The organism is Streptomyces sp. NRRL S-350, from assembly GCF_000719705.1.
Lineage (GTDB): Bacteria > Actinomycetota > Actinomycetes > Streptomycetales > Streptomycetaceae > Kitasatospora.
The window spans coordinates 113,969-134,446 of the sequence record NZ_JOHO01000021.1; the positions used below are offsets into that span (position 1 = coordinate 113,969).

The window sequence follows — 20,478 nt, forward strand, 5'->3', positions numbered from 1 at the left end:
GTGGTCGTGAAAAATCGAGAGGGATGACCAGCCAAGGCCGTTGTCGACGTGCTGGCTCTACCGGATCGCCGTACCGACCGGGGACCAGTCCGGAGTCATTGCGTCCCTTGGCCTCACCCGCCCCGTACCCGTGACGTTCGCCGAGGCCGAGGCTGTCATCGACGAGGACGGACACGGGGATGCGGAGGACGCTCCGGACGGAATGGCCCCAGGGTACGTGAGTCCCGAGATCGACGGAGGGACTCCGGTGATCGGCCCGTGGTGCGGTCCGTGCAACGGGGAAAGAAGCGACGAGGTCGTGCGTCTGTGTATCGACCTGAGCTCACGCTACGGGGCGGCGCAGGCGTACTACTTCGGTACGCAGAACGACGGCTCGGCCTGGCTGGTCGCAGAGCGCGGAGTCGTGGTGCGGCGGTACGGCGAGACCGGCGAGGTCGACGATGGACTCCTCACACCGGGTGGGCCGCTTGTGCAGGAGCAGGCCGGGCGGGAGCGGATGGGCATGCCACCCCTTCGGCGGGGCGAGAACGCGCGCCGCGACGATGCCGAGGGGGAGTGGAAGTGGCGGGCATTCGACATGGCCCCCGAGATCGCCTCGGGCCTGGGCATCAGTGCGCTCGCGCTGACCGCAGCGATGCGCGGGCGCGGCGTCGGCGTTCTTGCGGAGACATTTTGCGAGGGATGCCTGTGTCGGCGTTCAGCTGGGCGCGCTGGGCGAGTTCCTGACCTCGATCCCGGGTCAGCGATCTGCGCAACTGCTGCGCAATGTCGGCCATTTGGGCTGTGAGGGCCGTGCGCTCCCCGAGCGTGCCGACGGCGGACCGGTTCGTCCCGACGGCGGACCGGTTCGTCCCGATGGCGGGCCGGTTCGTCCCGATGACCTGATCGCCTTCCCCGTGGCCCGCGACGGCCCGGTCCTCGGCCTCGGCGGGACGCTCGCTGATCACCACATCGGGCGTGACGTGACCGGCTGCCTTCCGGCGGGCGCGCGAGCGCGGAACGCGAAGGGCATGCCCGGTCCGCAGGCACGTGACCAGCCCACGCTCGAGCGCGCCGCGGCCCTGGACGTAGAGGGGCCTGGCAGATCGCCTCGTGCGAGGTCCGCATGGATTCGCTCGACCGGGGTTCCCCCCCGCGGAGCGGCACCGTCAGGCGGTCGGGCGACCGGTGTGCCGCGAGGGTGATGACGCAGCGGCTTGTAACGTTTTCGCTGCGCGTGACGAAAATTCGTCGAAAACCGTTGTTAACCGTTCCTGGTCTGGCTAGATTCACTCCCGCTCCCGCCGGTGGCGACGAGCACGGCAGCACCGGACGGCGGTGCGCCGGAGAACGGGGACGGCTGGTGTGCGGCGCTGTCCCGAGCCGAGAGAAGGAGACCCGGGCATGGGTGGCAGAGTCGTGGGCGGTCCGAGTCGGCGCGGGTTCCTGAAGGGGATCGGCGCGGCGGCGGTCGCCGCGGGCGGGGGTTCGGTGCTCGCCGCGTGCAGCGGTTCGAGCCCGGACGGCGGCGACAGCGGGGGCTCGGGCGAGCTGTCCGGCTCGATCACCGTGTGGAGCTGGAAGAACCCGGCGGCGGAGCTCAAGGCCCTGATCCCGGCGTTCAACGCCGTTCACCCCAAGGTGAAGGTCACCGTCCAGGACATCGGCAACCCGGCCATCTGGGACAAGATCACCATCTCCATGGCGGCCGGCGGCCAGGGGCTCGCCGACGTCCTGCACATCGGCGTGGACTACCTGCCCAGCTACATCGAGAAGTTCCCCGGCGGGCTGGCCGACATCTCCAAGCTCGGAGCCGACAAGTACGCCACCGCCTTCGCCCCCGGCCTGTGGCAGACCGTCTCGCGCGAATCCAGGGTCTACGCCCTGCCGTGGGAGGCCAATGCCAGCGGCTTCTACTACCGGGCCGACCTCTTCCAGAAGGCCGGCGTCGACGCCACCGCACTCGCGACCTGGGACGACGTCATCGCCGCCGGCAAGAAGGTCAAGGACGCCACCGGCACCGCCCTGCTCGCGCTGGACCGCTCCGCCTCGCAGGCCGACTCGGCCAACCTCTTCCAGCTGCTGCTCCAGCTCCAGGGCACCTTCTTCTTCAACCTGGACGGGAAGATCACCCTCAACTCGCCCGAGGCGGTCCGAGCGCTCACGCTCATCAAGGAGATGAACGACGCCGGCCTCGTCCTCGACGCGCAGGGCTCGCCCGGCCAGCCGGGCTACGACTCCGCGGTCAAGGCGGGCAAGGTCGCGGTCTGCCCCAACCCGGCCTGGTACGGCGGGTACATGGAGACCCTGGCCGCCGACCAGAGCGGGAACTGGAAGCTGATGCTCCCGCCCGCCGTCACCCCGGGCGGCTCCCGCTCCGCCATCGTCAACTCCACCCACCTGGCGGTCGCCGGGTCGAGCAAGAACCAGCGGGCGGCCTTCACCTTCGCCGAGTTCGCGCTGACCCGGCCCGAGTCGCAGGCCGGGATCTACAAGAACAAGGGCATCTTCCCCGCCCTGCTCAAGGCTTACGACGATCCGGCGTTCCACGCCGAGTCGACGTTCTTCGGCGGCCAGAAGTACGCCGAGGTGTTCCTCGACGAGCTGTCCAAGCCGTCCGTGCCCACGAACTACACCGCCGACTACGCCCGGGCGCTCAAGGTCATCGACGACGCCCAGACCAAGGTGCTGCTCCAGGGCGCCGACCCGGCCGCGGCGCTCAAGTCCGCCGCGGAGCAGCTCGCCCAGCAGACCAGGCGGGCGCAGGTATGACGACCGCTCCACTCGATCGGCCGGCCCCGCCCGGGGCCGGCCCCTCGGCCCGCCGGGCCCGCACCACCCCGGCCCCCCGGCGGCCCGGACGCGGCGGTGCTGCCCGCCTCGCGCCCTACCTCTTCGTGCTTCCGGCGCTCGCACTGTTCGCGGCGTTCCGGCTCTACCCGGTGGTCTGGTCGTTCCTCCTCAGCCTGTACCGGACCGACGGTGTCCAGCAGACCTGGACCGGCCTCGGCAACTACGACCGGCTGATCCACGACCCGCTGTTCTGGAAGGCGCTGGGCAACACCGCGCTGATCCTGGTCGTCCAGGTACCGGTCATGCTCGCGCTCGCGCTCGGCCTCGCCGTCGCGCTCAACTCCGCGCTGCTGCGCTGGAAGCCGGTGTTCCGCCTCGGCTTCTTCCTCCCGGTGGTGACCGGCCTGGTCACCTACGGCCTGATGATGGGCGCACTGCTCAACCAGGACTCCGGTGCCGTCAACTGGCTGCTGCAGCTGGTCGGACTGCCGCAGGTGCACTGGCTCAGCGACCCGTTCTGGGCCCGGGTGGCCATCATGCTCGCCCTGACCTGGCACTACACCGGCTACAACGCGGTCATCTACCTGGCCCGGCTGCAGACCGTCCCGGCCGAGCAGCACGAGGCCGCCGCCGTCGACGGCGCGGGCGCCTGGCGCCGGTTCTGGCACGTCACCCTGCCCGGGATGCGGCCCGCCCTGCTGCTCACCGTCGTGCTGTCCACCATCGGCACCCTCCAGCTGTTCGACGAGCCGTTCATCATGACCGGCGGCGGGCCCGACAACGCGACCACCACCATCGGCGTGTACCTGTACCAGACCGGGTTCCGGTACTTCGACTTCGGCTACGCGTCCGCGATCGGCTACGCGCTGGTCCTGATCATCTCGCTGCTCGGCCTCGTCCAGGTCAAGCTCGCCAAGGAGGAGGAGTGATGGCCGGCACCAGTCCCGCCTTCCGTGCGTCCCGCCGCGGCCAGGTGCTGCTCACCGGGGCGATGCTCGCCCTGCTCGCCCTCACCGTCGCCCCGCTGTACTGGCTGGCGATCGCCTCCACGCACACCTCGCACGACATCTTCGGCCGCCCGCCGCAGCTGCTGCCCGGCGGCGAGCTCGGCACCAACCTCGGCAACCTGGAGGAGTCCGTCGGCTTCGGCCGCGTCGTGCTCAACTCCCTGCTGCTGTCGGTGGTCTACACCGTCCTCGGCGGCATCGTCTGCACCCTCGCCGGCTACGGCTTCGCCAAGTACCGCTTCCGCGGCCAGGGCCTCCTGTTCTCGCTGCTGCTGCTCGCGCTGGTGGTGCCGACCCAGCTGACCATCGTGCCGCTGTTCAAGATGATGGTGAACCTGGACTGGCTCAACACCTACCAGGCCGTCCTGCTGCCCAACCTCGCCCTGCCGTTCGGGATCTTCCTGATGCGCCAGTCCATGCGCTCCCTGCCGGACGAGCTGCTCCAGGCCGGCCGGATCGACGGCTGCGGCGAGCTCGGCCTCTTCCTCCGGATCGCGCTGCCCACCATGCGCCCGGCCCTGGCGGCGCTGGCGATGTTCCTCTTCCTGTTCCAGTGGAACGACTTCCTCTGGCCGCTGGTCGCGCTGCGCGACCCGTCCTCCTACACCATTCCGGTCGCCCTCGCCGCGCTGACCGGCAGCTCCGACGTCGACTACGGCCAGCTGCTGACCGGCACCGCGGTGGCCGCGGTACCGATGGCCGTGCTCTTCCTCTTCCTGCAGAAGCACTTCGTGTCCGGGATGCTCGCCGGGGCCGTGAAGCAGTGACCGCCGACCCGGCCGGTCCGCGCACCGCCGCGACCGACCCGACCACCCCCTCCACCGCCCCCTCCACCGCCCCCACTCCAGAGAGGCCCCCCGTGCAGACCGGCTCCATCGACCTCGCCGCGCTGCCCACCTTCACCCCGGACCAGTGGGAGGGCGGGACGCACGAACTCCGGCTGCACGGCACCCGGATCACGGTGCAGGCCGCGCCGGGCGCCGTCGAGGCGGCCGCCGAGGACACCGACACCGCCTCCCTCACCGCCACGGCCGGCGCCACCGAGGTGACCATCCGCCTGGACGTCCCGCTCGGCGACGCCGCCGGCTTCTGGCACCCGAACGCCGGCTGGGAGCGCACCCTGCCGGCCGACTGGTCGCCCTGGCGCTCCGTCTCCCTGGTGGACTCCGCTCCGGCCGGCTGCCTCTTCGACACCACCGGGCGCTCCGTGCTCGCCTTCGCCGCCGACCGCGTCGTCCGGCAGACCGCCGTGCGCTTCGGCGTCTCGGAGGAGCACAAGCGCTTCGGCGTCTGGCTGCGCTTCCCGCTCGCCGCCGGCGAGTCCTGCCGGGTACGGTTCGCCGCGCCCGGGACCACCCTGGCTGCCGCCCTGCGGGAGCTGCGGGACTGGTTCGGCGCCCTGCCCGGGGGCGCGCCCCTGCCCACGCCCGACTTCGGCCGGACCCCGGTCTACTCGACGTGGTACGCCTTCGCCCAGGACGTGACCGCCGCCGGGGTCGAGCGCGAGGCCGCGGTCGCGGCCGAACTTGGCTGCGGGCAGCTCTTCCTCGACGACGGCTGGCAGCGGCACGGTGACGGGCGCGGCTACGCGGGCTGCGGCGACTGGACGGCCGACCCCGGCAAGTTCCCCGACCTGCGCGCCCACGTCGAGACCGTCCGCGCGCTGGGCCTGCGCTACACCGCGTGGATCGCCCCGCTGCTCCTCGGCGAGCGCTCCGCGGCCCACCGCGACTGGGCCCGGTTCGCCCCGCACCACGTCCACCGCCTCGACTGCCGGATCCTCGACCCGCGCCACGCCGAGGTCCGCGACCACGTGGTCGGCCTCTGCCGGGGCGTGGTGGCGGAGTACGGCCTGGACGGACTGAAGATCGACTTCCTGGACGAGGCCACCGCCTACGCCCTGGCCCCCGCCCCCGACCAGGCCGGCCCCGGCTACGTCACGGACGTCGGCGAGGCGATGGCCCTGCTGCTGACCCGGCTGCGCGAGGAACTGCGCGGGCTGCGCGGCGACGACTTCGTGATCGAGCTGCGCCAGCGCTACACCGGCCCCGCCATGACGGCGTACGGCAACCTCCTGCGGGCGATCGACTGCCCGGCCGACGCGGTGGCCAACCGGGTCCGCACCCTGGACATCGCCATGCTCGCCCCCGGCGGCGCCGTCCACTCCGACATGCTGATGTGGGACCCGGACGGCGCGCCGGAGGTACTCGCCCGCCAGATCCACGGCGCGCTCCACTCGGTGCCGCAGATCTCCGCCCGCCTCACCGAACTCTCCGACGCCCACCGCCGGGCACTGGCGTTCTGGCTCTCCACCTGGCGGCGGCTCAGCCCCGCCCTGACCGGTGGCCACTACGAGCCGGGCCGGCCCGACGAGCTGTACCCGCAGGTCACCGCCCGGCACGCCGACCAGCACGTGGTCACCGCCTACGCCGACCGCCCGGTCACCCTGCCCGCGGAACCCTGGCACGCGCTCACGCTGGTCAACGCCTCGACCGCGCGGCGCCTGCTGCTGGACGTGCGCGGGGCCGCTCGTCACGTCCGGATCGAGCCGTACGACGCGGCGGGCCGGCCGCAGCCCGAGCTCCTGATCGACCTCCCCGAGGGCCTGCACTCCGTCGCCGTCCCGACCGGCGGTCTCTGCCACGTCACCGAGGTTGCCGGATGACATAGTTACGGCCGACCGGGGACAACGATCAACCCAATTGGGGGCAGGTAGTAGTGGAACAGGAAAAGGTCGGGATCACCGAGGTCGCCCAGCGGGCCGGAGTCAGCGTGGCCACGGTGAGCCGGGTGCTCAACCGCAAGGCCGGGGTCTCGCAGAAGACCCGGCAGGTGGTCGAGCGGGCCATGGCGGAACTCGGCTACGAGCGGGGCACCGCCACCGGCGGCATCGTCGGGGTCATCACCCCGGGGCTGTCGATCCCGATCTTCGGCGTGCTGGCCGAGCGGATCGGCCTCGCGCTGGCGCCGCACGGCCTGCGCGCCGTCGTCTGCCCTGCGCTGCCGGGCGGCGTGCAGGAACGCGACTTCCTCAAGTCGCTGCTCGACCTGGGCGCGAGCGGCATCGTCTTCTGTTCCGCCAGCAACACCCTGGAGAACTTCGACCCCGAGGTGCTCCAGCTCCTGGAGAACCGTCCCGTCCCCTACGTCTGCATCAACGGCCGCTTCGAGGACAGCCCCTCGGTCGCCTTCTCCACCGATGACGCCTACGCCGCGGAACTGTCGGTGCGTCACCTGCACGGGCTCGGCCACCGCCGGATCGGGATGGCCGCCGGTCCGGTCGGAAACCGCCCCGCCGACCGGAGGGTCGCCGGATTCCGGGCCGCGACGGCGGCGCTCGGCCTCGATGAGGACGAGCAGCCGGTGGTCCACCAGACCTACTCGGTCGAAGGCGGCCAGTTCGCCGCCGAGCAGTTGCTGGCCCAGGGCGTCACCGCGGTGATCGCCGCGAGCGACCAGATGGCGCTCGGTGCGATCCGCGCGATCCGCCGCCAGGGCCTCTCCGTCCCCGAGGACGTCTCCGTGATCGGCTACGACGACGGCCCGCTCATGGAGTTCACCGACCCGCCGCTGACCACGGTGCGCCAGCCCGTGGACCGGCTGGCGGCCGAGGTCGCGCGCGGCCTGGTCGGTCTGCTGTCCGGGCACCAGGTCCCGGTCGGCGAACTGATGTTCCAACCCGAAGTCGTCGTGCGCGGCACGACCGCCCCCCACCACCCCCGACGGCCGCCCGCCTGAGGCCGCCGGGGGCGCACCTTCCCACAACGATGTCGGAGGATACGTTGCCCCACCCCGCACCCCGTCGCGCCCGGCTGCGCGCCCACGCCCACGTGGGCCTGGTCTCCGTCGCCGCGAGCGCCCTCAACCTGCTGCCCGCCGGGGCGGCCCACGCCGCCGGCGATCCGGTGGTCCCCGGAAGCGCCTACACCATCTCCTCCGGGGCCACCGGCCAGTGCCTGGGCGGCAGATGGGCGGCCACCGCCGACCTGACCCCGGTCGTCCAGCAGCCCTGCCAGGGGCTCCTGGGCCAGCGCTGGCGCCTCACCCCGAACGGTCGCGGCGGCTACACCGTCTCCGACCGCTCCGCCCCCAACTCCTGCCTCAACGTCCAGGGCGGCTCCACCGCCCCCGGCGCCGCACTCATCGAGTACGCCTGCAACGGCTCCCCGAACGAACAGTTCACGCTGGAGGCCACCGCGAACGGCGCCACCCTCATCCACCCGCAGAACAGCGCGCTCTGCCTGGACCTGCCGTACAGCGCCCCCACCCCGAACGTCCAGATCCAGCAGTACACCTGCCACGGCGGCGCCAACCAGCAGTGGCTGCTGACCCGCGCCGACCCGCTGCTCTTCGCCAACCCGGGCTTCGAACAGGGCACCACGGGCTGGACGTTCACCGCGCACGCCGGCACCGCCGGGAACAACGCGCACCGGGGAGCCGGCCTCGCCTACCTGGACGCGGGCAGCGGCTACCGGATCAGCCAGAGCACCACCGCGCCACAGGCCGGCAGCTACGACATCGGCGCCTGGATCGCCACCGGCGCGGCCGGCGGCACCCTGACCGTGCAGGTCAACGAGGTCGCCGTGGGAACCGTGACGCTACCCGCGCAGGCCGTCTACGCCCAGTACACCGTGCCGGGCGTACGGGTGGCCGCCGGAGACACCGTCACCGTGTCGGTGGGCTCCGCGCCCGGAGGATGGGTCAACGTCGACGACGTCACTGTCGCGCCCTCCGCCCCCAACAACCCGCGGATCAGCTCCTCCAACGCGACCGTCACCGCCCTCTTCGACTGGGCCCGGGCCAAGGCCGAATCCTTCGCCGCCCAGCCCGGTGCCACCGGCCCGCTCAACGCCGACGAGCGCACCAGCGGGGGCAGCGGACAGGACACGTACGCCACCACCTACTGGGCGGGCTACCCGTACCGCTCGGCCTTCTACTCCCGGGACTTCGCCCACCAGGTGGTCGGCGCCCACCTGCTCGGCCTCGACGCGGCCAACAAGACCATGCTCCGCTCCTTCGCGTCCTCCGCGGCCGGCGCCCCGGACCACATGCCGTACTGGGCGGTCAACTTCGACGCGAAGACCCCGCTGTCGATCGACTACCGCAGCCCGACCTCATTCGTCCGCGAACTCCCCGCCGCGTTCGAGCTCGCCCAGAAGATCAACGAGGCCTACGGCTGGACCGGCGACACCGACTACCTCGACGACCCGGCGCTGTCCGGATTCGTCGCCGGGACCGTCGGACCCTACGTCACCGGGCACACCGGCCCGATCGACAACGGTGGCGTCCCGGTCGCCCAGGCCACCAGCGGCGACATCTTCCAGGGCGTCGCCAGCTACAACGAGAACGGCGCCACGCTCGCCGAATCCGGCGACGCCGTGGCCTCGCAGTACCAGGCCTACCTGGCCGCCGCCGCGCTGGCGACGGCCAAGGGGAACACCGACGCCGCCGCCGCGCTCCAGGCCAAGGCGACCACCCTGAAGACCTACTTCAACACCAAGTGGAGCGTGGACCCGGCCGACCCGGCGCACGTCGTCCGCGCCTACGACGTCAACGGCACCGCGTACAGCGACTGGGGCAAGGAGAACTCCTGGTTCATACCGCTGAAGGGCATCATGGACCCGGGACAGCGGCAGAACGACTACCTCGCCTGGATCGACGCCCAGGCCTCCGGAGCGGGCGCACCCGAGAACCTGGAAGCCGCCACCTACCTGCCGGACGTGTTCTTCGCCCACAACCAGGGCGCGACCGGCTGGAAGTGGATGCAGTACGTCCACGACCGCGTCGGCGCGCTGCACAGCACCGGGCGCTTCCTCAACGGCGACTACCCCGAGATCGCCTGCACCCTGCTCGGCCAGACCGTCCAGGGCCTGCTGGGCGTCCAGCCGGACGCCGCCGGGCACGCCCTGAGCACCACCTCCCGCCTGCCCTCGGACATCGGCTGGCTGCAGCTCACCTCCATTCCGGTCGGCAGCGGCACCGTGACCCTGCGGCACGACGGGGTCACCAAGTCCACCCTGACCAACACCTCCGGCACCGGCAGCCTCACCTGGACGGCCCGGTTCGCCGGCACCCACAGCGGCATCACCGTCGACGGGACGGCGCAGCCGACCCGCACCGTCACGCTCGACGGCGTCACCTACACCTACGCCACCGTCACCGTCCCAGCCCGCCGGACCTCGGTCGTCGAGGTCACCGGCTGACCGACCCCCGGCCGGCGGCGCGGCACTTCCCCCCACGGTCCGCGCCCCGGCCGGGCACACGCCCGGCGGCAGTCGAGACACTGCCGCCGGGCGTCCTCCCGGGCGGGTTCCCGGAAGCCGGGGGAGGGGAGGGCTCACGCCGCACTGGCGAACGGTCGACAGCGACGTCAGGTCACGATTGGGCAACGGCGTGCCAGCTCTCTTGTCCGCCGGATTGTTAGCGTTAACACTCTCCCGACGGCGACCGAGCCGTTCCTCTCGCGCCCGCACGCCCATGGAGTCACAGATGAGCACAGCCCCCCACCCGGCGCAGCCGTCACGCCGCACGCTTCTCGGCCTGGCCGCCGCCACTCCCCTGGCGATGACCGGGATACTGAGCTTCGGCGCAGGCACCGCCCACGCGGCCGACTCGGCGTACGTGATGTGCTACTTCACCGAGTCGAACGACCTCGGCGCGGGCACCGACTACGGCCTCCACCTCGCGGTCAGCCGCGACGCGCTGGAGTGGACGCCGCTGAACCAGAACAACCCCGTCGTCACCCCCACCGAGGGCGCCACGGGCCTGCGCGACCCGTTCATCCTGCGCAAGCAGGACGGCACGTTCGTGGTGCTCGCCACCGACCTCAAGGGCACCGACTGGACGTACAACAGCCAGTACATCCACGTCTGGTACTCGACCGACCTGCGCACCTTCACCGGCTACCACCGGCTGAAGCTGCATGACATGGTCACCCACAGCTGGGCGCCGGAGGCCTTCTGGGACGCGGGCCGAGGCCAGTACGCGATCATCTACTCGTCGGTCAACTCCAGCCGCCACAACGTGATCATGGTCAACTACACCACCGACTTCGTCACGGTCTCGGCGCCGCAGGTCTTCTTCGACCCCGGGTACGACGCGATCGACGGCGACATGACGGTGGGCGTGAACGGCGTCAACTACCTCTACTTCAAGAACAACAGGAACGGGACACTGCTGGGCGCCCGCTCCACCTCGCTCGCCCCGGGCAGCTTCACGCCCTTCACCCCGGCCGTCTCACACGGCGGCACCGAGGCCCCGACCGTCGTCAAATCCCTCACCTCCGGCACCTACTGGATGTGGGGCGACACCTACACGCCCAACGGCGTCTTCTACGCCTGGCAGACCACCGACCTGGCGGCCGGCACCTGGACCCCGCTCGACCAGAAGACCTACACCCAGCCGCTCAACTCCAAGCACTGCGGCATCACGACCATCACCACCGCCGAGTACGACAACCTGCTCGCCAAGTGGGGCGCCCCGGACTGGAACCGGCTCAAGTCGTACAACTTCCCGGACCGTTACGTCCGCCATGCCGACAACGTCGGCCGCATCGACCCGTACCCGTTCAACCCGTACACCGACTCCCTGTGGAAGCTGGTGCCGGGCCTCGCCGACAGCTCCGCCGTGTCCTTCCAGTCCGTCAACGACCCCACCCGCTACCTGCGGCACTACGACTACCAGCTGCGACTCGACGCCAACGACGGAACCTCGACCTTCGCGGCGGACGCGACCTTCCACCGCACGGCCGGCCTGGCGGACTCGACCTGGACCTCCTTCCGCTCGCACAACTTCCCGACCCGGTACCTGCGGCACTCCAACTACGTTCTGCGCATCGACCCGATCTCGACGGCCACCGAACGGCAGGACGCGACCTTCCGCGTCGGCTACTGACCGGCGCTCCCGGCTCCGTCCGGCCAACGGCCCCGTGCCGCTCGGCCGCGACAGACCTCGAAGCCGCAGCGGGCAGGCAGCCGGGCGAGGGGCAGGACCACAGCTGGGCTCCCAGCCGATCCCGCCGTTGGCTGGAGACCCGGTTCGCCGACGGCGACTACGTCGAGGCCGACCACGACTGCGCCACCGACCTGTAGCACGACCGCCCAGGGGCGGCCCGCACGGGCCGCCCCGTCCCGCTCAGGCCAGGGCGGCCCGAGCGGCCACCGCACACCACCGGCGAACTGGCCCAGGCCTGGGACCCGGGGGGCCTGGCACCCCGGAGCTCTCCGGGCACCTCGCGGTGCTATGCCGCACCGGTCTGCTGACTACCCGCCGGCACGGGCGGTACGTCCGCTCCACTCTCGACAGCTACCCGCTCGACAGCTACACGCTCGACCCGGCGCCGCTGACCACGCTGGGCAGTGACGTGCTGGCCGCGGTTCCTTCCGACCCCGGCGGCGGCTCCATGCGGTCTGCCCGGGCGCGACGCGGACCGCTTCACGACAGGCTTCGCGGTTTGTTCCGCATGGCACCGGCTCCAGCTCCTAAGCTGTCCAGCAAACGATGTGACGCAGTGTCAGAGTCGGGGTGGGGTACATGGATATTCCTCTGGTGGACGCCGTAGCGGCAGTGCGTGACGAGCTGCTGGCCGCAGCGGCGCAGGGAGTGGACCAGGAGATCCAGTTCGCGGTAGGGCCCGTCGAGATGGAGTTCCAGGTCGAGCTGCGTGCCGACGTCAAGGCGAAAGGCGGATTCCGTCTGTGGGCGGTCTCCGCGGAGACGGAGGCAGGGGTCTCCCGGGGGCGGACGCACCGGGTCGCGTTCACGCTGACGCCGAAAAGCGCGAGCGGAGCGGACCTGCTGATCAGCGGGCCCCTGGGAGCCGAGGACGGGCCGGGCGACACCAGTCGGCACGTCCCGCACTGACGGTGCGGCGGGAGCAGGGAGTCGGTCGGCTGAGAGGGCTGGGGGGCAGTGGTGGACGAGGCGAGGCTGGTGGCGGTCACCGGGGCGGGCGGGCGGGGATCGGGGTACGCGGTCGGGCTGCGGCTCGTCCTGACCTCGGCGCACGTCGTGGCGCGGAAGGGCGCGCGGGTGAAGGTCTTCCACCCGGGTGGCGACCGGCAGTTCGTGGGCGTGAGCGTGTGGTGCGGGACACCGGGCGACATCGACGACGCCGCTCTGGTCGTGGTGACCGACGCCGCCTGGCGGCCGCCGTCGGGACCGGACGCGCGCTGGGGGCGACTCGCGACCACGCGGCCCGGCCAGGAATGCGAGACCTGGGGCGTGCCCGAGCTGATCCAGCGGCGCGGCACGGCGGTCGAGGCCAGTCAGCAGTGCGGTCTGCTCAACCCCGGCACCGGCTTCGTCAACAACCACTACGTCATGGACCTGCGTGCGCACCCGCCGAGCTGGCCGTCCGACGCCACCTCACCCTGGGGAGGCCTGTCGGGCGGTGCGATGTTCTGCGACCGGTTGCTGACCGGTGTGGTCCTCGCGGAGTCGGCGCACTCCGAACACGCTGCGCTGAAGGTCGTCCCTGCCTACGTGCTTCACCACGACCGTGCGTTCCGTGCCGCCCTGGCCACCCACGGTGGGGGACGACCGCAACTGGAAGCAGTGGAGTTCCAGGACCTGGCCGCCGTGGAGCCCACCCTCAACAAGGGTCCGGCCTCACCGGCGGCGCTGCTCACGGCGGACCGGCAGACGGTCCCGTTCCGCGGCCGGGTCGAGCTGATGGACCGGTTGAGGGCCTGGTGCGGCCTGGGCGGGTTCGGCGCCTGGCTGCTGCACGGGCCCGGCGGCCAAGGCAAGACCAGAATCGCCCGCCGGCTTGCCGGCACTCTCGCCGAGGAGAAATGGGCCGTGCTGTGGCTGCGCGCCGGGGCCACCGCAGCAGAGCTCCGTGGCCTGAGGCGCGCCGCCAAGCCGCTCCTGATCGTCGTCGACTACGCGGAGGCGCGCACCGACCAGATCGCCGGACTGGTGGAGGCCGCCGCCGAGCACGGCGGCGCCAGCCCGTTCAAGGTCCTGCTGCTGGCCCGGACGGCCGGTGACTGGTGGAGCCGGGCGAAGAATCTCACCAGCATCACGGAGAGCTACCTGGAGGGCACCCCGGACGTTGCCCTCCCCCCGCTCGATCCCGACCCACCGGACCGGTTGACGGCCTACCAGGACGCGGCGAGGGCCTTCGCGGGAAGCCTCTCGCGGGTCAAGGGTTACGAGCACCACAACTGGCCGCGCGTGGCCGCCAAGCTCCCCGTTCCGCGGCTCACCCGAGAAGGCCTGGGAAATGCCCTGACCCTGCAGATGACGGCCCTTGCCGACCTGCTCGACGAGGCCGAGAGGCCCGGTTCCCTCACGACCGCGCCGCGCCCGAGCGTGGAAGAACGACTGCTCGGCCACGAGACCCGCTACTGGACGCGAACGGCCGGCTCCGAAGGCCTGACCGGGATGCTCGAGGCCACCCTGCACGACGCGGTCACCGCAGCCTTGCTTGTCGGTGCCTCCGACAGCGTGCAGGCGGAGGCCACCCTGCGGCGCTTGGCCCGGCTGGCCGACCTGCCACGCGACCGACGGGAGGCCGTCGCGCTCTGGCTGGTGGCGATCTTCCCGTCGCTGGACCCCGGCCGTCTGTGGGGAAGCCTCTACCCCGACCGGCTGGCCGAGCGGTTCGTCGGGCTGCGGCTCGAGAAGGACCCGGAACTGGCGGAGAGCCTGGTGCAGGGGGCGGACGACCTGCAGGCCGCACAACTGCTGACCGTCTACAGCCGGGCCGCGGCCTACCCCGAGGTCCGCGGTCGCCTGGACGACCGGCTGACCGGCCTCTGCGTGCGGAACGGCACCAGGTTCGTTCCGCAACTCATCGACGTCGCGATCCAGACCGAGCACCCCGGCCCGCTGCTGGCGGCATTTGACCGCATCACCGGTGACCAGCTCGCGCTGGACGAACTGCGACGCCTTGTCGACTGGGTCCCGGAGTCCACCCAGCGCCTCGCGGCCTGGGTGGCGAAGGCCGCCACGCTGCTCGCGAACCGCACGCGCGACATCCCCCCGGGCAACCCGAACCGGCTGCCGCTCCTCGCCAACGCCTTGATCGAGCAGTCCAACAGACTCAGCAACACGGGACGGCACGAGGAGGCACTGGCCGCCGTGGAGGAGGCCGTCGAGGTCAGCCGAACGCTGGCCATGAGCGACCCCTCGCACCTGCGCGACTACGCCAAGGCTCTCAACAACCTGTCGAACCGCTACGGCGACTTCGGACGGCACGAGGAGGCCCTCGCGGCGATCGAGACCTCGGTACGGATCCGCAGCCGGCTCACCGGGGCCCTGTTCTCGGAGATCTTCCCCGACAACGCGGCGGCGGAGGACCTGTCCGCTCACCTCTCCCGGTCCGAGGAGGGCCGGCTCAGCACGGCGGAGCTGCTCCTCGAATCCTTCGACGGCCTCGCGATGGCGCTCAACAACCTCTCCGCCCGACTGTCCGTCATGGGCCGGCATCGGGAGGCGCTGGAAGCGGTCGAGCAGTCGCTGTTCGACTTGCGTCTTCTGGTGGATTCGGATCCCGAGAAGTACCTCCCCGAGCTCGCCAGGATCACGGCCAATCACGGGGCCAGACTCGCGGCGGTGGGACGGCGGCAGGAGTCGCTCGCCGCGCTGGAAAGCGCACTCGCCAGTCTCCGGCCGATGGCCCAGCGCCGCCCGGATGCCCACCTTCCGGACCTCGCGATGGTCCTCGGGAACATGGCCGTGGAGTTGGGGGCGCTCGGGAGGACCGAGGAGGCGCTGGCTGCGGCCGAGGAATGCGTTGCCACCTACCGGGTGCTGGACCAGGGCCATCCCCACGGTACCTATCTGCCGGTCCTGGCGCGGTTCGTCTCCAACCTGTCGGCCAGGCTGGCCGCCGTCGGGCGGATCCAAGAGGCACTGGCAGCCGCCGACGAGGCCGTCACGATGTTCGAGCGCTTGGCGGAGGACCACCCCGACGCCTACCAGGCGGAACTCGGGACGGCACTCGACCGGAGGTTCATGCGGCTGACCGACCTGAACCGGCCGTACGATGCCCTGCAGACGGCGATCCGCGCGGTCGACGTCTTCCGGGACCTCGCCGAGCGCTTCCCCGGCCGCCACCGAGCGGAACTTGCCAGGAACCTGCACCACCTCGCCCGCGCCCTCGCCACGCAGGGGCGGCGTCGGCCCAGTCTGGCCGCCATCGACGAATCCCTTGCTCTCCACCGCGCGCTTGCCGCAGCCAACCCCGGAGCCTACGAGGACCTGCTCGCCGCGTCGGAGGAACTGCGCGCCGGGATCGTCGCGTTGCCGGCGCGCAACGACGTGATCCTGGAGACCGTGGACCAGGTGAAGGCCATCATCGGCGAGCAACTCGGGATCGACCCGGACGACATAGGCCCGGACGAGGGACTCGTCGACGAGTTGGGCGCGGACGAGCTGGACATGGTGGAGATCGTCATGGCTGTGGAGGACGTATTCGGCATGGACATCCCGGAGGAGCAAGCCCGGGCGATGGCGACGCCCCAGCACCTGGTCCGCGCCGTCCTGGCGCATCTGCTCTGACCGGTTTGCCGGCCTCGCCGGTGGCCCTGCCCGTACGTCAGTGACGGACGAACGGGAGGTCGGCCGGTCGGACGCGGTCCTGGGGGCCGGCCCCGCGCAGGACCACGTCCAGTACGCGGGCCGGGTCGGCGGCCTAGGCGTGGGAAAGCCAGGCCAGGTTGGCCGAGAAGGCCGGCTCCGACCGGTTGGAGTGCCCCGCCGTACGACCCGACCCGGACCGACGGCCGCTGCGAGTTCGCCCTGCTGGACGGCCGGTTCGGCTGGGACTCCTACAGCGGTGCGCAGTCCCCGTGGTACTACGACGGCCGGGCCACTCCTACCAGGCCTGCATCATCGACCACACCTCCGGCCAGGTCGTCTATGGCGTCCGTAACTGATCCCCGATCACGCCAGGGTGACGTGCGTGATCGGGCTCCTGTCGACCACGTACGTCACCGGGCTCACCCGGGGGTGCAACGGCGCCGACGCGCCGTCACATCCGTAGCAGATTGCGCACCAGGCCGGTCATTTTCGGCGAGGGAGCGACGTTGAGCTCCCGCTGGAGGAACGACCGGTACCGCTGGTAGGAGCGCAGTGCGCTGGCGATGTTGCCCTCGGCAAGGTGCACCTCGACCACGACCCGGTGCGCCGTCTCGCGCACGGGGTCGATCGCGATGGCCGCGAGAGCGGTCTGGAGCGCGGCCAAGTACCTCTCGGAGGCGCACAGTTGGCGGGCGAGACTCTCCAGTGCGTACAGCCGCAGCTGATCCCAGCGCTCGCGCTCCAGGCTGAGCCACTCCTCCTCCCAGCCCGGCAGCAGCTCGGCGGCCAGGTCGTCCACCAGTTCGTCGCAGCTGGCCGGCAACTGGCTGAGACCGGCAACCACTTGTCGCGCGCTGCGGCGCGCCTCGCGCAGGTCCACCCGGACGGCGGGCGAGAGGCGCATCCACCGCCCGGCGGTCTCGATCGGGATCGCCGAAGCCGCGTGCCGCGCATGGTACAGCGCGGCACGCAGGTTCGCTGCCGCGCGGCACTGCGTGGAATCCGGCCAGAGCCGTTCGGCCACGGAGGCGCGCTGGACACCGTCGTCGTGCAGGGCCAGGAACGCCAGCAGGTGTTGAGCACTCACCGGAAGGAGGACACGGCCTCCTGCGTCGGTGGCCTCGAAGCCCCGCAGCAGTTCGATGCCCGGACCATCCCAGAACACAACCCCCACTCTGCCGCGACGGACCGTTCCTCGCACCCCCTCAGAGCCGCTGCGGACCCGAGTGCGCCGCGTGACCAGCGCGTTTGTTCGACAGCGCACTTTGCGTCGTGCGAGTGCTCCGCCACCGTCGCGGGGACGTTGCAGGAGCATCCCGCGTCCGTCGCCCGGGCGTGCCGCAGGCTTGTCGCCGAGCGTCACGAACCCGCCGGTGGACGGCCCGGGACCGCCCAGCACCCCACCATCGCACGGGCGTTGACGGGACGAGACGGCTCGACTCCGAGGGGTGGCGCCACCGAGACGGGTCACAGACCGTCACGGCGGGACCGGGCCGGGTGGCCGCCCGGGGCGACGATCACACCTCTTTGCCGTGCCGACCGCAACGCCGGCGGGACGGAGCCGTGACGGCGGCCGGCCCGCCGCCGTGACGCGCCGGAGCACAGCCGCCGCACGCCCGGGCTCGTTGACTTTCAGCAGTTGCTGCGGGCTTCGCAGCAGGCCGGCCCGACCGCCGGGAAGGGCCCCGACCACCCGAGAAGGGCGATGCCCCATGGAGGCCAGAGCGGTGCTGCGCGGCATCCGCGCCCCGGAGGAGGAACTCCTGGGTGACCCGTCCGTGTGCATCGCGGTCCTGGACGGCCCTGTCGACCTGTCACACCCCTGCTTCGACGGGGCCGACCTCACCCGGCTCGACACGCTCGTCACCGAGCCGGCCGGGGGCGGCCGGATGTCCCTGCACGGCACCCATGTCGCGAGCCTGCTCTTCGGCCGGCCCGGCAGCCTGGTGACCGGCCTCGTGCCGCGGTGCCGCGGCCTGATCCTCCCGGTGTTCACCGACGCGGGCGAGGGCCGGGTGCCCCAGCTCGACCTGGCACGGGCCGTCGAGCGTGCCGTCCAGGAGGGCGCGCACATCGTCAACATCAGCGGCGGCGAGCCCAGTCGGGACGCCCAGGCGGACGCCATGCTGGAGCGGGCGCTGCGACTGTGCGACGAGAGCGGCGTGCTGGTGGTCGCGGCCGTCGGCAACGACGGCTGCGACTGCGAACAGGTGCCGGCCGCCGTCCCGACGGTGCTCGCCGTCGGCGCGGCCGGGCCCGGCGGCGAACCGCTGGAGTCGAGCAACTGGGGCTCCGCGTACGCGGCCAACGGCGTCCTCGCGCCCGGGCAGGGCATCGAGGGTGCCGCACCGGGCGGGGGGCGCATGGCCCTCACCGGAAGCAGCTTCGCCACCCCACTGGTGTCCGGGGTTGCCGCCCTGCTGGTCGGCGTGCAGGCGCGCGCGGGGCACCGTGCCGACCCGCAGGCCGCCGGCCGGGCCATTCTGCAGGGCGCGGCCGGCGCGCCCTGCGCGCCCGCCGAGGCGCCCGAGTGCCGGCGCCGGCTGGTCGGGCACCTGAACGCAGGCCGGGCGTACGAGCTGATCACCCGAGAAGACCTGACCGGCCGTCGGTCGGTCGCCGAGACCACGGCGGACGGCGTCCGCACCACCCCTTCCCCCGAGGCCGGGGTCGCCGCGATCGGCGTCCCCCCGTCGCTCGGGACCTTCCCTTCCGACTCGCACGAGGGAGCCAGCACCATGGACACCGAGAGTGTTCCCGCCGTCACCGCACAGGCGTCACCGATCGCGCAGAGCCCACCGTACGAAGCCGCCGCGCCGGCCGCCGCGACGGCCGCCGCGCCGGCCATCGTCCCGGCTGCTGCCCCGGCCGTCGCACCGGCCGTGACCGCCGGCGCGGCGCCGGTGAGCCCCGGCCCCGTCCCGCCTCCCGAGCCCGTCCCTACCGGCGCCACCGCATCCGGCTTCGCCCCGGCGGCGGCCGTACCCGCACCGGTCGTCTCCCAGCCCGACCACGGCCGGCCGCCCCCGGCCCCGTGCGCCTGTCAGGGCGGGGTCCGGCCGTCCTGCGCCTCCACCAACGACCGACCACTGGTGTTCGCGATCGGCCAGGTCGGCGTGGACTTCCAGACCGAGGCCCGCCGGGACAGCTTCCGCCAGCTGATGGACCCCGTCCAGGGCAAGGAAGCCGGCGGCTCGGTGCCCGAATCGCCGGCCAACCCGTACGACGCCCAGCAGCTGTACGACTACCTGACGGTCAACCCGTGGGCGTCCGACAAGGTCACCTGGACGCTGAACCTGGAGAGCACCCCGGTCTACGCGATGGAGGCCGAACTCCCGGTCGGCATGGACTGGCCCAACACACCCCTGGACACCTTGCTCAGGACCGGCCGCACGCCGGAGCAGTTGCAGGAGCTCGACGATCCCGTCAGGTACCGGGCCCAGGCGCAGGCGCTCGTGGCCGATCCCGGCAAGCTCACGGACCTGCTGATGTCGCTCGACGGATCCACGCCTCCGGTGTCCATGGTCCACCGGTCGTTCCGCGACGCGTACCTCGGCCAGCACCTGTTGGCCACCGCGGGCGGCTACATCTCCCGGATCTCGGTACCCGGCCGGCTGACCGACCGGACCGTCCGGCTGTTCTCCGGGCAGGTCGTGCCCGTCATCGAGGTCAAGAGCCGCGGCGTCTACATCTGGTACGAGAAGCAGCTGGTGGACGCCGTGGTGAAGGCCGTCAAGACGGAGGCCGACCAGCAGAACCTGACGATCGACGTGGACTACATCCAGAAGACCATGACCGCGTTCCTCGACAAGGTCTACTACCAGTTCCGCAACCTCGGGCAGACCTCCGCCGACCGGGCACTGAACGCCGCCGGGACGAACGCGTTCTCGGTCGCCGAGACCATCAGCCGGGCCATGCTCCTCGGTCAGGGCATCCCCAGCACCTCGGCGCGGGACAAGCCCAGCCTGTACTGCATCGACACCATCTCCGTCACGAAGAGCCCGTACTGCCGCATGGGCTCGGACTGCCAGGACGTGCGGGTGAGCTTCTTCGACCCGGAGGACGAGCGGCACGCACGGGTGAACATGCTGTTCACGATCGACGTCAGCGACGAGTTCCCCGTCACCCTGGCGCCGGCCCACCAGTTCATCGAGTCCTGAGCCCCGCG

12 protein-coding genes and 1 pseudogene are annotated in these 20,478 nt (G+C 71.7%); 11 read left to right on the forward strand and 2 right to left on the reverse strand.

Annotated elements, in window-relative coordinates; genetic code table 11:
* Window positions 1–130: 130 nt before the first annotated feature.
* Window positions 131–787: a hypothetical protein gene (locus IF30_RS0120610; RefSeq protein ID WP_199807901.1), complete on the forward strand. Its 657-nt coding sequence runs from the start codon at window positions 131–133 to the stop codon at window positions 785–787.
* A gap of 64 nt (window positions 788–851) precedes the next feature.
* Here the strand turns inward: IF30_RS0120610 and IF30_RS50825 are convergent.
* Window positions 852–1,119 (reverse strand): annotated as a pseudogene (locus IF30_RS50825) (IS30 family transposase); the annotation flags it as partial.
* Between the two features lie 264 nt (window positions 1,120–1,383).
* Between IF30_RS50825 and IF30_RS0120620 the strand changes: the two are divergent.
* The 9 genes from IF30_RS0120620 to IF30_RS0120660 all read left to right on the forward strand — a co-directional run bounded on the left by IF30_RS0120620 (window position 1,384) and on the right by IF30_RS0120660 (window position 16,289).
* On the forward strand, window positions 1,384–2,751 hold the full coding sequence (locus tag IF30_RS0120620; protein ID WP_107054461.1) for an ABC transporter substrate-binding protein: 1,368 nt from the start codon (window positions 1,384–1,386) through the stop codon (window positions 2,749–2,751).
* Complete coding sequence (locus tag IF30_RS0120625; protein WP_051710694.1) at window positions 2,748–3,701, forward strand: carbohydrate ABC transporter permease; 954 nt, start codon at window positions 2,748–2,750, stop codon at window positions 3,699–3,701. Before IF30_RS0120620 ends, IF30_RS0120625 begins: the two co-directional genes overlap by 4 nt.
* Complete coding sequence (locus IF30_RS0120630; RefSeq protein WP_051710696.1) at window positions 3,701–4,546, forward strand: carbohydrate ABC transporter permease; 846 nt, start codon at window positions 3,701–3,703, stop codon at window positions 4,544–4,546. Before IF30_RS0120625 ends, IF30_RS0120630 begins: the two co-directional genes overlap by 1 nt.
* A complete protein-coding gene (locus IF30_RS41725) occupies window positions 4,543–6,444 on the forward strand; it encodes a glycoside hydrolase family 36 protein (protein WP_051710698.1) in 1,902 nt (633 codons plus the stop codon). The genes IF30_RS0120630 and IF30_RS41725 overlap by 4 nt, the downstream gene beginning before the upstream one ends.
* A gap of 53 nt (window positions 6,445–6,497) precedes the next feature.
* Entirely contained in the window at window positions 6,498–7,517 is a 1,020-nt protein-coding gene (locus IF30_RS0120640; protein WP_030240482.1) for a LacI family DNA-binding transcriptional regulator, read from the forward strand.
* 44 nt (window positions 7,518–7,561) lie between these two features.
* Complete coding sequence (locus tag IF30_RS0120645) at window positions 7,562–9,982, forward strand: RICIN domain-containing protein (RefSeq protein WP_051710700.1); 2,421 nt, start codon at window positions 7,562–7,564, stop codon at window positions 9,980–9,982.
* A 286-nt stretch (window positions 9,983–10,268) separates the two neighbouring features.
* The gene (locus IF30_RS0120650) at window positions 10,269–11,672 is read left to right on the forward strand and encodes a glycoside hydrolase family 43 protein (protein ID WP_030240488.1); all 1,404 of its coding nucleotides are present in this window, start codon (window positions 10,269–10,271) and stop codon (window positions 11,670–11,672) included.
* Window positions 11,673–12,311: 639 nt separating this feature from the next.
* Window positions 12,312–12,641, forward strand: coding sequence for a trypco2 family protein (locus IF30_RS0120655; RefSeq protein WP_030240491.1), 330 nt, complete (start codon window positions 12,312–12,314; stop codon window positions 12,639–12,641).
* Window positions 12,642–12,692: 51 nt separating this feature from the next.
* Entirely contained in the window at window positions 12,693–16,289 is a 3,597-nt protein-coding gene (locus IF30_RS0120660; protein WP_158835298.1) for a tetratricopeptide repeat protein, read from the forward strand.
* Between the two features lie 472 nt (window positions 16,290–16,761).
* On the opposite strand, the gene IF30_RS0120670 is transcribed toward IF30_RS0120660, so the two are convergent.
* Complete coding sequence (locus tag IF30_RS0120670) at window positions 16,762–17,475, reverse strand: AfsR/SARP family transcriptional regulator (protein WP_030240494.1); 714 nt, start codon at window positions 17,473–17,475, stop codon at window positions 16,762–16,764.
* Window positions 17,476–18,022: 547 nt separating this feature from the next.
* Here IF30_RS0120670 and IF30_RS41730 point away from each other — a divergent pair.
* On the forward strand, window positions 18,023–20,470 hold the full coding sequence (locus IF30_RS41730) for a S8 family serine peptidase (protein WP_078891549.1): 2,448 nt from the start codon (window positions 18,023–18,025) through the stop codon (window positions 20,468–20,470).
* Window positions 20,471–20,478: the final 8 nt, after the last annotated feature.